This is a genomic window from Terribacillus saccharophilus, assembly GCF_002272075.1.
Classification (GTDB): domain Bacteria; phylum Bacillota; class Bacilli; order Bacillales; family Amphibacillaceae; genus Terribacillus; species Terribacillus saccharophilus_A.
Genome location: NZ_NPBJ01000043.1, coordinates 41,605 through 55,191, shown reverse-complemented (window position 1 = coordinate 55,191; position 13,587 = coordinate 41,605). Strand labels below are relative to the sequence as shown.

The 13,587-nt window shown below is 44.2% G+C and carries 19 protein-coding genes; 15 read left to right on the top strand and 4 right to left on the bottom strand.

All coding sequences use genetic code 11. The annotated features are described in order from the left end of the window. Positions 1-20: 20 nt before the first annotated feature. The 3 genes from CHH48_RS18850 to CHH48_RS18840 are packed head-to-tail and all read right to left on the bottom strand — an operon-like array spanning position 21 to position 975. Positions 21-260 (bottom strand): helix-turn-helix domain-containing protein, encoded by a 240-nt coding sequence (locus CHH48_RS18850; protein WP_095220735.1) that lies wholly within the window; start codon positions 258-260, stop codon positions 21-23. 2 nt (positions 261-262) lie between these two features. Then, positions 263-415: a YvrJ family protein gene (locus CHH48_RS18845; RefSeq protein WP_084160723.1), complete on the bottom strand. Its 153-nt coding sequence runs from the start codon at positions 413-415 to the stop codon at positions 263-265. Further along, positions 412-975, bottom strand: a complete 564-nt coding sequence (locus tag CHH48_RS18840) for a sigma-70 family RNA polymerase sigma factor (protein WP_095220736.1) — start codon at positions 973-975, stop codon at positions 412-414. Before CHH48_RS18840 ends, CHH48_RS18845 begins: the two co-directional genes overlap by 4 nt. A 309-nt stretch (positions 976-1,284) precedes the next feature. Between CHH48_RS18840 and CHH48_RS18835 the strand changes: the two genes are divergently transcribed. From CHH48_RS18835 to rsmI, 11 genes are all read left to right on the top strand, one after another. Then, the gene (locus tag CHH48_RS18835) at positions 1,285-1,467 is read left to right on the top strand and encodes a sigma factor G inhibitor Gin (RefSeq protein ID WP_095220737.1); all 183 of its coding nucleotides are present in this window, start codon (positions 1,285-1,287) and stop codon (positions 1,465-1,467) included. A gap of 72 nt (positions 1,468-1,539) precedes the next feature. Beyond that, positions 1,540-2,967: an aminotransferase class I/II-fold pyridoxal phosphate-dependent enzyme gene (locus CHH48_RS18830; protein ID WP_095220738.1), complete on the top strand. Its 1,428-nt coding sequence runs from the start codon at positions 1,540-1,542 to the stop codon at positions 2,965-2,967. Further along, complete coding sequence (gene tmk / locus CHH48_RS18825; RefSeq protein ID WP_095220739.1) at positions 2,964-3,602, top strand: dTMP kinase; 639 nt, start codon at positions 2,964-2,966, stop codon at positions 3,600-3,602. The genes CHH48_RS18830 and tmk overlap by 4 nt, the downstream gene beginning before the upstream one ends. Before the next feature lie 27 nt (positions 3,603-3,629). After that, positions 3,630-3,959: a cyclic-di-AMP receptor gene (locus CHH48_RS18820; protein WP_038562504.1), complete on the top strand. Its 330-nt coding sequence runs from the start codon at positions 3,630-3,632 to the stop codon at positions 3,957-3,959. Between the two features lie 18 nt (positions 3,960-3,977). Next, positions 3,978-4,415, top strand: a complete 438-nt coding sequence (locus CHH48_RS18815; RefSeq protein ID WP_095220740.1) for a YaaR family protein — start codon at positions 3,978-3,980, stop codon at positions 4,413-4,415. A 24-nt stretch (positions 4,416-4,439) separates the two neighbouring features. Then, positions 4,440-5,426 carry a DNA polymerase III subunit delta' gene (gene holB / locus CHH48_RS18810; RefSeq protein ID WP_095220741.1) on the top strand — a complete coding sequence of 329 codons (987 nt, stop codon included), beginning with the start codon at positions 4,440-4,442 and terminating at the stop codon, positions 5,424-5,426. 8 nt (positions 5,427-5,434) lie between these two features. Beyond that, complete coding sequence (locus tag CHH48_RS18805; protein ID WP_095220742.1) at positions 5,435-6,259, top strand: PSP1 domain-containing protein; 825 nt, start codon at positions 5,435-5,437, stop codon at positions 6,257-6,259. A 15-nt stretch (positions 6,260-6,274) separates the two neighbouring features. After that, positions 6,275-6,625: a DNA replication initiation control protein YabA gene (gene yabA, locus CHH48_RS18800; protein WP_095220743.1), complete on the top strand. Its 351-nt coding sequence runs from the start codon at positions 6,275-6,277 to the stop codon at positions 6,623-6,625. Positions 6,626-6,695: 70 nt separating this feature from the next. Then, entirely contained in the window at positions 6,696-7,442 is a 747-nt protein-coding gene (locus tag CHH48_RS18795) for a tRNA1(Val) (adenine(37)-N6)-methyltransferase (RefSeq protein WP_095220744.1), read from the top strand. Continuing rightward, positions 7,429-7,713: a GIY-YIG nuclease family protein gene (locus CHH48_RS18790; RefSeq protein ID WP_095220745.1), complete on the top strand. Its 285-nt coding sequence runs from the start codon at positions 7,429-7,431 to the stop codon at positions 7,711-7,713. Before CHH48_RS18795 ends, CHH48_RS18790 begins: the two co-directional genes overlap by 14 nt. Continuing rightward, on the top strand, positions 7,691-8,566 hold the full coding sequence (gene rsmI, locus CHH48_RS18785; RefSeq protein ID WP_095220746.1) for a 16S rRNA (cytidine(1402)-2'-O)-methyltransferase: 876 nt from the start codon (positions 7,691-7,693) through the stop codon (positions 8,564-8,566). Before CHH48_RS18790 ends, rsmI begins: the two co-directional genes overlap by 23 nt. A 34-nt stretch (positions 8,567-8,600) precedes the next feature. On the opposite strand, the gene CHH48_RS18780 is transcribed toward rsmI, so the two are convergent. Then, complete coding sequence (locus CHH48_RS18780; protein ID WP_038562480.1) at positions 8,601-8,879, bottom strand: AbrB/MazE/SpoVT family DNA-binding domain-containing protein; 279 nt, start codon at positions 8,877-8,879, stop codon at positions 8,601-8,603. 461 nt (positions 8,880-9,340) lie between these two features. Here CHH48_RS18780 and metG point away from each other — a divergent pair, with 461 nt between their 5' ends. From metG to rsmA, 4 genes are all read left to right on the top strand, one after another. Continuing rightward, a complete protein-coding gene (metG, locus tag CHH48_RS18775; RefSeq protein ID WP_095220747.1) occupies positions 9,341-11,299 on the top strand; it encodes a methionine--tRNA ligase in 1,959 nt (652 codons plus the stop codon). A gap of 68 nt (positions 11,300-11,367) precedes the next feature. Next, complete coding sequence (locus tag CHH48_RS18770) at positions 11,368-12,138, top strand: TatD family hydrolase (protein WP_095220748.1); 771 nt, start codon at positions 11,368-11,370, stop codon at positions 12,136-12,138. Positions 12,139-12,148: 10 nt separating this feature from the next. Continuing rightward, complete coding sequence (gene rnmV, locus CHH48_RS18765; protein ID WP_095220749.1) at positions 12,149-12,712, top strand: ribonuclease M5; 564 nt, start codon at positions 12,149-12,151, stop codon at positions 12,710-12,712. Continuing rightward, the gene (gene rsmA / locus CHH48_RS18760) at positions 12,702-13,577 is read left to right on the top strand and encodes a 16S rRNA (adenine(1518)-N(6)/adenine(1519)-N(6))-dimethyltransferase RsmA (RefSeq protein ID WP_095220750.1); all 876 of its coding nucleotides are present in this window, start codon (positions 12,702-12,704) and stop codon (positions 13,575-13,577) included. The genes rnmV and rsmA overlap by 11 nt, the downstream gene beginning before the upstream one ends. Positions 13,578-13,587 lie beyond the last annotated feature (10 nt).

The following is a 13,587-nucleotide window of genomic DNA, read 5'->3' as shown; positions in this document are numbered from 1 at the left end:
CAATTAGGATCAGGGATTTTTTATATTGCGGAATGAAATTGATGAGAGAAATTCCACTGAGGCTCCACCTCTTGAATTTCAAATCGATGAATGGCTTTAATTAGCTGGATATACAGCTCCTGCTCCATGTCTTCTTTCCATGCATATGGTGCAGAACTGCTCAGTTTCCGGATCTTTGGCTGAAATCGGATAAGCATAGTTTCCAGTGCAGCCTTATCTTCAGCTTTTGCTTTAATTGTAAGTTCAAGTAATGTGTTCAATTTTAGTTTCCTCCTTTTTGAATCTGCTCTATTAGCGCCTGCAGTGTTTGCTCCAGGCGCTTAATGTTCTGCTCAAGACGTATGAGCAAATAAAATGAGACTACTATAGGAAAGCCAAGGTTACCGATCATAGAAATAATGGTTTCTGTCGTCATGGCGCGTCTCCTTCCGGCAAGACTGAACGGAGTTTCCTAAGTGCAGATTGAATTGACTTTGAAACAGCTTGCTGGGAGATGTCCAGTTTCTCAGCAATTTCAGTATGAGTCAGCTGATGGATAAAATGCAGCTCTAAATGTTGTTTCTGTTTAGTAGGCAAGTCCTGAATAGCAGTTAAGAGAGCTGGATCATGAATGGCCTGTTCCCAGCTGTACACAGTCTGATCTTCCTTGGCTACGAGCATCTCCTTTTTACTTGTTTCTTGTTCTTCGCTTGCTGGCTGATCAAGGACTGTTAATTCTCTGCCTTGAAGTACTGCTGCTTGTTTGCTGTAATTTCTCGCATAATAGCTAAGTGTCATCGTAAGATAATTGGTTAATTGTATTTCTGTATAAAATTGCTGAAAAGCAGCATTAAGCTTTTGCAGGTTTGCCTCGGAAGGATAACGTTCTGCTTGTTCGTAAACAATGCGGTGCTGTTCATCTTTCAGGAATCCTTGCATCAAGGCTGCATTTGGATGAAATTTTCCTTGTTCGGGTTTCTCCTTGCTGCACATCATTATGTTCCCCCTTTCAACCAAAAACGAACGTATGTTCTATTTTAGTGTAAAAAAAATCAGCCTTTTTGAAAAGACTTTTTCGGATAGTCCCAACCTGCTTGTCCATCTGCGCTGCCTGTTGCAGTTTTTATTAGCAAGTTTCCTATTCTCCTATAGTTTATAAAAGGGAATCAGAACCTAATATGACAACGTCAATACGTACAAACCGTACAAACAACATCTCTGCAAGTTGAACATAAACTTAGATTACAAGATTAGCAGGTATGATGTTCGTTAGTTTAGGAGAAACTAACCTAACGGAGGTGGAGAATGATGAACAAAAAATGCTTATGCGGTATTTGTGACCAAGAAAAACAAGAAGGTATACATCTTTATCGCTTATTTATCTGCAGAGAATGTGAACAGAAAATCGTCCAGACAGAACCGAAGGAAGTTCAATATCACTATTTTGTGAAGAAACTTCGTAACCTGAACCAAATGACATTTCACTAAAGCCTAAGCTAGGCTTTTTTCTTTTTATATGTGTGCGTATAATAAGTGAAAAAGCTCAAAGGAAGAAATGAAATGAATCAGTTCGATACGCCGCTATACGATAAGTTAGTACAGTTCGCTAAACAAGATCCAATATCGTTCCATGTACCAGGGCATAAACATGGAAAGCTTTTTGAAGAGGAATCATTCTTTCGAACCGCTGCATTACTCGATCAGACGGAACTAACGGGGCTGGATGATCTTCATGCTCCTGAAGGGGTTATAGCAGAAGCACAAGAACTAGCTGCGTCTTATTTTGGTGCAAAGCATACACGTTTCCTAGTTAGTGGAAGTACAGTTGGAAATGTAGCAATGATTCTCGGAAGCATCAAAAAAAATGAAATAGTTCTCGTGCAGCGCAACTGTCATAAATCGATACTGAACGGATTGGAGCTCGCTGGAGCAAAGCCCGTTTTTCTGGCGCCTGCATATGATAAAGAGAAAGAGAGATATACTCACCCCAGGAAGGATACGATACAAAAGGCAATTCAAAGGTATCCGGAGGCAAAAGCACTTATATTAACGTATCCGGACTATTTCGGTTCGGTATTTGATTTGAAAGAAATCGTTGAGATGGCACATGCGAGCAGGGTACCTGTTTTAGTGGATGAAGCCCATGGGGTTCATTTAAAGACCGCCAAGACACTCCCTTTAAGCGCTTTAGAGGCTGGAGCAGATGTTGTCGTCCAGTCCGCTCATAAAATGGCGCCAGCGTTCACGATGAGTTCCTATCTTCATCTGAACAGCCAGATTATCTCCATCGCTTCTATTGATCGTTACTTGCGGATGCTGCAGTCAAGCAGTCCGTCTTATTTGCTGCTTGCCTCACTTGATACAGCCAGGAAGTACTTAGCTACTCGTACAGCGGAGGATATGAATAAGCTTCATACTGCTGTTGAAGCTTTTCGTAAACTGCTTTCTGCGTCGGATTTATGGGAAGTGGAGAGCCAGGATGGTGACTGGCTAAAAATCGTTTTACGTGTAGGGCAGGGTTATCAGCCGAGACAGCTTGCTAATATGCTGGAGTCATCCGGTATCTATCCAGAATTAGTAACTGATCGGCATATTTTGCTTGTCCATGGATTAGAAATACTATCAGAAGACAATTTGGATCGTGTCAGAACAGCTATAGAAGATATGAAGGAACCAGCATCTATCAGCCCTGTCCAAGCAGCTCATCTTTTCTCTGAACCGATACAGGAGCTTGCTGTAAGTTATGCAGAGATGGAAGAGCAGCAGCCAGTCTTTATAAATTGGGACGAGGCTGTCGGCTGTATTGCAGCAGAATCAATTATTCCTTATCCGCCAGGTATACCGGTACTGGCAAAAGGAGAAATCGTTACAAAACAGCATGTGGAAATGATACAATTGTGGAAGAATAGCAGCATCTCTTTTCAAAATGAACATATCGAAGAAGGGATGCTTACGTATAGAGGCACAAACGAAGGAGAATTATTTTGACAGGATTGTTTATTACGCTGGAGGGCGGAGAAGGTGCGGGCAAGACGTCTGCGGTACCGCTTTTAACAGCTCGTTTAGAAGAACAAGGCTATCAGGTACTTGCCACACGTGAGCCGGGCGGGATCGAGATAGCGGAGGCAATCCGTGCAGTCATTCTGGATCCAGCCAATACTAGCATGGATGGCCGTACAGAAGCACTGCTTTATGCAGCTGCCAGAAGACAGCATCTGGTTGAAAAGGTGTGGCCAGCGCTGAAAAAGGGAATGATCGTACTATGCGATCGTTTTGTGGATAGCAGCTTGGCTTATCAGGGCTATACACGCGGTCTTGGGATGGAGGAAGTGATGGATATCAATCGATTTGCTGTTGAAACTACCATGCCGGATTTGACATTATTCTTTGATATTTCACCAAAAGCAGGATTAGCACGAATTTCGGAGAATAAAGGTAGAGAACAGAATCGATTGGACTTAGAAGCATTATCCTTCCATGAAAGTGTCTATGAAGGGTATCAGATTCTTCGGGAACAATACAAGGACCGCTATGTGACACTAGATGCTTCCAAACCGCTTGCTGACGTAGCTGAAAATGCTGTGCAAGCGATCATGGCTTTTTTGCAAGATAAAGAAAAGTGATGGAAAAGACATGGAGGAGGAAATAAGATGAAACTAGTATTAGCAATTATTCAGGATAAAGACAGCAACAGATTGACAGATGCACTCGGAGATCAGAATTTCAAGACGACTAAGCTATCCACTACAGGTGGCTTTCTGAAAGCAGGGAATACGACGCTTATGGTTGGTTGTGAGGATGATCAAGTCGATGATGTGCTAGATATTATCAAGGACAACTGCAGTCAGCGCAATCAGATGGTGGCGCCGATATCTCCAATGGGAGGCAATGCGGATTCCTATATCCCGAACCCTGTTAAAGTAGAGGTTGGCGGAGCTACTGTTTTCGTGCTTCCTGTCGATTCCTTTATAAAGTTCTAAACAAAGGAGACAATACCGTTGAAAATCGGTCCTGATTTACGTGCACAGCTCGATGCTGCACGTAAGAATACGACACAGGCACCAGCTGAGCCGAAAAGGTTCCAGGATCTGGTGCAGTCCCAAAGAAGGAAACTGCAGGGACAAGAACTGCAGCAGCTGATCACGGACATTACCAAGCAAGGAGAACGGCTCGCGCGTACGCGTTCGTTCCGGGAGCTTGCTTTGTATAAACGCAAGATTAAGAAGTTCATGGAAGATGTAAAGGACAATGGGATGGAACTGCACCATGAGCATTCCTGGAACCAGCATGGGTCCAGGAAGCTCACGACTGTGCGGCTGATCGATGAGAAGCTGATGGAGCTGACGGAAATTCTGATGGATCAGGAAAAGCAGCAAATCGGTGTTCTCGGTTTGATTGGAGAGATCAAAGGGCTCCTTTTCAATCTTTACACGTGAAGTAACTAATAAAGGAAGAACGTTATGTTAAATTGGGCTGAAATGTCTACAAAACAGCCTGTTGTCAGTAAAATGCTCGTCAACAGCCTGAAACGCGATCGTATTTCTCATGCCTACATATTCCAAGGATCGCGTGGAACTGGCAAATCGGCATTGAGCCGCTTGTTTGCCAAGAGTATCTTTTGTAAGAACCGCAAGGACGCAGAGCCTTGCAATGCATGTAAGGATTGCCGCCGCATCGATTCTGGCAACCATCCGGATCTCCATTGGATTGTACCAGATGGTGCCTCTATAAAAAACGATCAGATTCTCCAGCTGCAAAAGGAATTTTCCTATACTGGTATGGAATCCGATCGCAAGGTATACGTAATGGAAGACGCAGATAAGATGACAGCCAATGCATCCAATCGCCTACTCAAGTTTCTAGAGGAACCTGGTGCTCATACAACAGCAATCCTATTGACGGAAAATAGCCAAGCATTACTTCAGACAATTCAATCCAGGTGTCAGATCCTCGCACTGCAGCCTTTGCATGCAGGACAGTTCGAGGAATTGCTGATTTCGGAAGGTCTTCCGCAATCTTCAGCCCGACTTTTGTCCCAGCTGACGCAGAATTATGAGGAAGCAATGGAGATTTCCGGTCAAGAGTGGTTTGCTAAAGCGCGAAAACTAGTGGTACAATTAGTAGAAGTGCTGGAAACCAGGCCTAACGAAGCGCTTTTGTTTATCCATAGTCAATGGATGCCTGTGATGAAGGATCGCGAGCTGCAGCAGCTGGCGTTACATCTGCTATTATTGTGGTTTAAAGACATTATCTATCTTTATGCTGACAGGCCGGATTCCATTATCTATATACAGGAGAAAGACAGGCTTGAGAACAGCCTTCGCCATTGGACGAGGCAGCGAGCTACTGATAGCTTGCAGTCCGTTATGGAAGCGAAACGCCAATTAGACCAGAATGTCCATCCTGCACTTGTTATGGAAAAATTGACACTTCAGATGCAGAGGTGAATGGGTAGATGCAAGTCATTGGTGTCCGTTTTAAAAAGGCGGGTAAAATTTATTACTTCGATCCGGGCAAACTTTCGGTTGCTTTGGACGATTATGTTATTGTAGAGACTGTTCGCGGCGTAGAATTCGGACGAGTTGTGCTTGCAGATAAGCAAGTGGATGAAGAGGATGTCGTCCTTCCTCTGAAAAAGGTAATTCGTATCGCAACAGACAAAGATAAATTTACCGTGGCGGAAAATACAGAGAACGCTGCGCAGGCACATAAGGTTTGTGAGAAGAAGATTCGAGAGCATAAGCTTGACATGAACCTGGTCGAAGTCGAATATACCTTCGATCGAAATAAAGTCATCTTTTACTTCACAGCAGACGGCCGGGTCGATTTCCGGAACCTGGTGAAGGATCTGGCTGCAGTCTTCAAGACTAGAATTGAACTTAGACAAATTGGGGTGCGAGATGAAGCGAAGCTGCTAGGCGGTATTGGTCCTTGTGGCAGAATGCTTTGCTGCTCCACTTTCCTGGGTGATTTTGAGCCGGTATCAATCAAGATGGCGAAGGATCAGAATCTATCGTTGAATCCAGCGAAGATTTCCGGTCTATGCGGACGGCTGATGTGCTGTCTGAAGTATGAAAATGATGAGTATGAAGAGGCGAAACGTGAGCTTCCGGATTTGGGTGAAGCGATTCGGACTTCTTACGGATCGGGTAAGGTAGTCGGCTTGAACATTTTGGAACGGTTGGTTCAGATTGAAGTGCCGGAAAAGGAACGGGTTATTGAGTATACCTTAGATGAACTGATCGAAGAAGGAGTTATCTCAACGCAAGCCATGGAATAATGGGGTGGAGAGACGGTGAACAAGAAGGAAATACTGGAGCATGTCACACAGATGGAAGAGCAAATCGGACAGCTGTACAAGCAGCTGGGCGATGTAAAGGGTCATGTAGCGGAGCTATTGGAAGAGAATAACCGTCTGACGGTAGAAAACCATCACCTGCGCAATCGTCTAGATGGCCAAGCTGAACAGGAACAGAAAGCCGGAAGCATTGGCTCACCGTCCAAGGATGCGCAGATTGGCGAAGGATATGATAACCTGGCGCGTTTATATGAAGAAGGTTTCCATATCTGTAATGTGCATTTCGGCAGTCCGAGACGTAATGAAGATTGCTTGTTCTGTTTGACGTTCTTGAATAAGAATAAATGATGTGGCGGCCTTTCTTACAATTAGTAGGGAAGGTCCTTTTTTGTAAAAAAACAAGAAGGGAATTAAGTGTATGGTGGAATTAAAAGGGGATGAGCGGCTGGATTATTTGCTTGCTGATGAAAACATGCGCATTATCCAGAGCCCGACTGTATTTGCCTTTTCATTGGATGCAGTACTCCTGGCTGATTTTGCAGCAATCCCAATTTCAAAAGGAAGAATATTGGATTTATGCTCCGGTAATGCTGTGATACCTTTATTGCTCAGCAAAAGGACAAAAGCGCAGGTAACAGGTGTCGAGATTCAGGAGCGTCTTTATGATATGGCAGTGCGGAATGTTGCGCTGAATGGGTTGGACGATCAAGTGGAGATGATACATGGTGATTTGAAAGAGATGCCAGCTGTCTTAGGAAATGGTCCATTTGATGCAATTACATGTAATCCTCCTTATTTCAAGACTCCAAGCAAAAACGAGCAGAATCTAAATGAGCACTTGACCATTGCGCGTCATGAAATTATGTGTACGTTGGATGATGTTATTCTAGCATGCCGTAAACTCGTAAAACCAGGTGGAAAGGTTAGCCTTGTTCATCGTCCGGATCGCTTGCTCGATATTGTCACAAGTATGCGGGCACAGAAAATCGAACCAAAACGGATGCGGCTTGTCTATCCGAAGCCTGGGAAAGAGGCTAATATCCTCCTGATAGAGGGGATTCGCAATGGCAATCCTGGTTTGAAGATTCTTCCGCCGCTATATTCTCACAAGGAAGCTGGAGGATATACAGAAGAATTAGAGGAAATCCTGTATGGCAGCAAGTGAGCATATGGTCTATATGCTGAAGTGCAAGGACGGAAGTCTGTATACTGGATACACAAATGCACTCGCGAAACGTTTAAAGCAGCATGCCACCGGTAAAGGGGCAAAATATACAAAAGGCAGGGGTCCATTCATCCTTGTTTATATCCGTTTTTTTGACTCAAGGCAAGCTGCTCTGCGGGAGGAATACAGAATCAAACAGCTTCCGAAGCATCGAAAATGGGCACTTGTCCAGGAAGGAGGAAAATCGTATGCAATCACAGAAAAGCTTTGAAGAACATCAGACAGGCACGCTGTTCATTATTCCGACGCCAATTGGCAATCTGCAGGATATTACGTTAAGAGCATTGGAAACTTTAAAACAAGTACATACTGTCGCAGCAGAGGATACACGGAATACGAAGAAACTGTTCAACCATTTTGAGATTCCGACACCGCTAATCAGTTACCACGAGCACAATAGGAAAGCGCGAGAGCAGATGCTTCTCGATTTGCTGGAAGAGGGGAAAGATGTTGGTTTGGTTAGTGATGCTGGTATGCCGGCTATTAGCGATCCGGGTCAGGAATTGGTTCAAGCAGCGGCAGCAGCTGACTATCCGGTCGTCGTACTGCCTGGTGCAAATGCGGCGCTTGTCGCATTAGTCGGGTCAGGTCTTTCCACAGATGCTTATCAGTTTTATGGATTCCTGCCTCGGAAGAAGAAGGAACTAACAGGGGAGTTAGAGAAACTGCGAAAAGTGGCGGCAACTCTGATTTTCTATGAAAGTCCGCACCGCTTGAAGGAAACACTCACTGCCTTGGACGAGGCTTTTGGGAACAGAAGAATAGCGCTTGGCAGAGAGCTGACAAAGCGCTATGAAGAGTTTCTGCGAGGAACTATACAAGAAGCTAAGGAATGGGCTTCCTCTGAAACAGTGAGAGGTGAGTTCTGCCTTGTAGTAGAAGGAGCTTCAGAATCAGAGCAGTTTGAAGAAGTTCAGACTTTTTGGCAGGACATGAGTGTGCAAGAGCATGTCGATTGGTATATAGAAAATGAAGAATTGCCCTCAAAGCAAGCGATCAAGCAAGTATCTGTAGATCGTCAGCTTCCTAAACGAGACGTGTATCAAGCTTATCATGTTGAGTAAAAAGAAAAACCGCTCCAACCGGAGCGGTTTTTTATTATTTGTTCAAACGTGTTTGGATTTCGTTGATTAGCTCTTCTGCACCTTCGCGGCTAAGAACTAGTTTACCGTTAGCCAAAGACAAGTTGTCATCGGAGATCTCACCAGTAATATGGCAAGTCATGTTCGGTTTGTATTTTTTAAGGATGATGCGGTCATCATCTACGTAGATTTCCAAAGCATCTTTCTCATTGATTCCAAGTGTACGGCGCAATTCGATTGGAATAACAACTCTTCCCAATTCGTCGACTTTACGTACAATACCTGTTGATTTCATATAATGTTTCTCCTCTCGGGTGTTTATATATGTTTATTCGTCATTATTCGACAATTTAACTATTGATTATCGTACCAGTGATTTACATAAGTGTCAATTCAAAAATATTGAAGTTTAGCATGTTGCTGGTAGCAAAAACAGAAGAAAGGGAATTTATTGGGTATTTAATACTATTATAATGGTTGTATATGTAAAAAGAGTAAATTAAATAGGGATATCTAAATAGAAAGATGATAGGAGAGTTCTGTCGAATACTCGACAGAATTCGACACATTCGCTTAATGTGTCGGATTATTACCATAGAAATACGTATATGTGCTTATTTTTATGTCGCATCAGGAAAGAAAAAAATTTCTGCTGGATTGGAATTTATGTCGGAAAGTCGCTACAATAGAGATAAGTGTAATAGCGATACGAGTAGCTCACGCAGGTGGGCTTTTTTCTTAATGGAGGGTAAGCAGATGCAGAAAGAGAATAAAACGTTTTATATTACAACGCCAATCTATTATCCGAGTGGCAAATTGCACATCGGACATGCCTATACGACAGTAGCCGGTGATGCGATGGCTCGCTATAAGCGTCTGCGCGGATATGATGTCGCGTATTTGACAGGTACGGATGAGCATGGTCAGAAAATCCAGCGCAAAGCAGAAGAGCAAGGTGTAACACCACAGCAATATGTGGACAATATCGTAAAAGATATCAAAGCTTTATGGAAGACGCTTGAGATTACCAATACAGATTTCATCCGCACAACTGAACCGCGTCATAAGGAAACGGTACAGAAAATCTTCTCCAGACTATTGGAACAGGATGATATTTACCTGGATCAATACGAAGGCTGGTACTGTACTTCCTGTGAATCCTTTTTCACGGAAACACAACTGGACGATGGCAGATGTCCGGACTGCGGCGGCCCGGTCGATCGCGTAAAAGAGGAATCTTATTTCTTGCGGACTAGCAAGTATGCTGACCGCCTACTGAAGTATTATGAAGAAAATCCTGAATTCATCCAGCCTGTGAGCCGGAAGAATGAAATGATTAACAACTTCATCAAGCCTGGTTTGGAAGACTTGGCAGTTTCCCGTACATCATTTGAATGGGGACCAAAAGTGCTTGAGAATCCGAAGCACGTTATTTATGTATGGATTGATGCGCTATCCAATTATATTACGGCACTTGGATATGGTTCTGATGATGATAGTCTTTATCAGAAATACTGGCCGGCCGATGTTCATTTGATGAGTAAAGAAATTGTCCGTTTCCATACAATTTACTGGCCGATCATGCTAATGGCATTGGATCTGCCGCTGCCGAAGAAAGTCTTCGCACACGGCTGGATTCTAATGAAAGACGGCAAGATGAGTAAATCAAAAGGAAATGTCGTGAGCCCGGTTGATTTGAAGGATCGCTATGGTCTTGACCCGCTTCGCTACTACTTGCTTCGTGAAGTGCCATTCGGTGCAGACGGTGTGTTCACACCGGAAGGTTTCGTCGATCGTACGAACTTTGACCTGGCAAATGACCTTGGCAACTTGCTGAACCGTACAGTAGCTATGATCAGCCAATACAAAGAAGGTATTGTGCCAGCTTATGTTGCTGGAGAGACGGAATTCGAGCAGGCGCTCGAAGAAATGGCGAAACAAACTGTCAAGGAAGTAGAAGACGGAATGGAGAACATGGAGTTTTCCGTTGTTCTTGCGAAAATTTGGCAGCTAGTCAGCCGAGCAAATAAATATATCGATGAAACGAAGCCTTGGGTGCTGGCAAAAGACGAAGCCCAAGCGGATCGTCTTGGAAACGTGCTTGCTCACCTAGCAGAAGTGCTGCGCCAAGTAGCCATTTTGCTTCGCCCATTCCTTGTGGAAACACCAGCTAAGATCTTTGCGCAGCTTGGTGTAGAAGAAGCAAGCCAAGACTGGGATACGCTTCTGACAACAGAAGTAAAAACAGGTCGTCAAGTGAAGAAAGAAGGACCGATCTTCCCTCGTCTGGATGCAAAGGTAGAAGTGGAAGCAATTAAGAACATGATGAAAATTCCTGAACCAGAGAAAAAAGCACAGCCGAAAAAGGAGCAGGAAGCGGCTTCACTTCCGGAAGTGCAGTATGAGGACTTTGCAAAGCTGGAGTTCCGCGTGGCGGAGGTTATTGCTGCTGACAAAGTGAAGAAAGCAGATAAGCTATTGAAGATCCAGCTTGATTTGGGAACAGAGAAGCGTCAGGTTATTTCTGGTATTGCAGAGCATTATACACCAGAAGAGCTTGTCGGCAAGAAAGTGCTTTGTGTGGTAAATCTGAAGCCGGTTAAACTTCGCGGGGAGATGTCCGAAGGGATGATTCTGTCCGGTGAAAGTGCAGACGGCAAGCTTGCGCTGGCAACAGTGGAGCAGAATTTGCCAAATGGATCAATCGTAAAATAATAAACAAGGGGGAGACGCTTGCACGCAAGCGTTTTTCCTTTTTTAACAGATAGAAAGGACATCATGCTATGTTATTTGATACACATGCTCATATTAATGATAAGCAGTTTGCTGAAGACCGTGAAGAGATGCTGCAGCGGGCAAAGGATGCGGGCGTATCCCGTCTTGTAGTTATTGGCTGTGATGAGGAAGGAATCACCTCGGCGATCGAGCTTGCGGAGAAATACGATTTCGTCTATGCAGCAATCGGCTGGCATCCTGTTGATGCGATTGATATGACAGATGCTGATCTTGATCGGATTGAGGAGCTTTCGTCACATCCAAAAGTTGTGGCGATTGGCGAAATGGGTCTGGATTATCACTGGGACAAGTCACCAAAGGATATTCAGAAGGATGTGCTGCGAAAGCAGATTCAGCTGGCTAAACGCGTTAAGCTGCCGATTATCATTCATAATCGGGAAGCAACACAGGACATCATTCCGATTTTGAAGGAAGAAAATGCAGCTGAAGTCGGAGGCATCATGCATTGCTATAGTGATGAAGCGGATCTTGTGCAGGAGTTTCTGGACATGAACTTCTATATTTCCCTAGGCGGGCCTGTCACTTTCAAAAATGCTAAGGCACCGAAGGAAGTAGCGAAAATGGTACCCGCAGATCGGCTGCTGATTGAAACAGATTGTCCGTATCTGGCACCGCATCCTAACCGTGGCAAACGCAATGAACCTGCTTATGTGAAGCTTGTAGCTGAACAGATTGCTGAGCTGCGAGGCATTGGGTACGAGGAATTGGCAGAGCTGACAATGCGAAATGCAGAAAGACTATATCAAATCAAATCATAGAGGGTATAACGTGCAAATTAAAGAAGTGATTGTTGTTGAAGGTAAAGACGATACAGCTAAGATAAATCAGGCGATCCAGGCGGATACAATTGAGACAAACGGATCTGCTATACATGCTGGTATCATTGAACAAATAAGACATGCACAAGCGAAGCGAGGCGTAATCATATTTACTGATCCTGATTATCCCGGTGAGCGTATTCGTCATATTGTCTCCCAGGCAGTGCCTGGATGTAAGCATGCGTTCCTGTCAAAGGATAAAGCGCGTGCACGTAATAACAAAGGAATAGGTATTGAGCACGCTTCAGCTGAGTCAATTCGGACAGCCTTGGAGCAAGTGTATGAGATGAGCGAGATGTACGAACCGGAAATCTCCAGGGAAGCTGTTATAGCATACGGTCTCCTTGGTGGACCAAGAGCAAAACAGCGGCGGGAAAAGCTTGGAGAAAGACTGTCTATCGGCCATACAAATGGCAAGCAGCTTCTCAAACGGCTTGCTATGTTCCGGATACCAGAGCAATTGTTTGTCGAAACGATGCAGCAAATTATACAGGAGGAAGACAATGACGAATGAACGGCATATTTCCACACCGACAAGGACGAAGGAACTGCTTAAGAAATATAATTTCTCCTTCAAGAAAAGCCTCGGGCAGAATTTCCTGATTGATACAAATATCCTGCGGAATATCATCCATCATGCAGGAGTAACAGAAGATGTTGGTGCGATTGAAATTGGACCAGGGATGGGTGCATTGACAGAGCAGCTAGCTATCGCAGCAAATAAAGTATTGGCTTTTGAGATAGATCAGCGTCTATTGCCTATCCTGGAGGACACACTCTCACCATATGACAATGTTAAAGTCGTAAACGAGGATATTTTGAAGGCAGATGTCGAGCAGGAGCTACAGCAGTATTTCGGCGACCAAAAAGTAAAAATCGTCGCAAACCTGCCATATTATATTACAACACCGATATTGATGAATCTGCTTACGCGGAATCTGCCGATTTCCAGCATAACAGTCATGATTCAAAAAGAAGTAGCTGACCGCATGGCCGCTTCTCCAAATACGAAAAGCTATGGTTCCTTATCGCTGGCAGTTCAATATTATACAGAAGCTGCCGTCGTGATGACTGTACCGAAAACAGCGTTCATGCCGCAGCCAAATGTTGATTCGGCTGTTCTTCATCTAGCAGTACGCAGTGAGCCCCCAGTCCATGTAGAGGATGAGAAATTCTTCTTCGACCTGATTCAAGCATCATTCGGCCAGCGACGAAAAACATTGCGTAACAATCTGAATAGGCATTTTTCTTCTCGTTTTTCTAAAGACGAGCTCGAAGAAATCATGAACGAAGCTGAAATCGATGGCACAAGAAGAGGAGAATCGCTTTCGATGGAGGAATTCGCTGCTTTAGCGAATACCTTTACAGCTAAAGGCTGAACATTTTTGC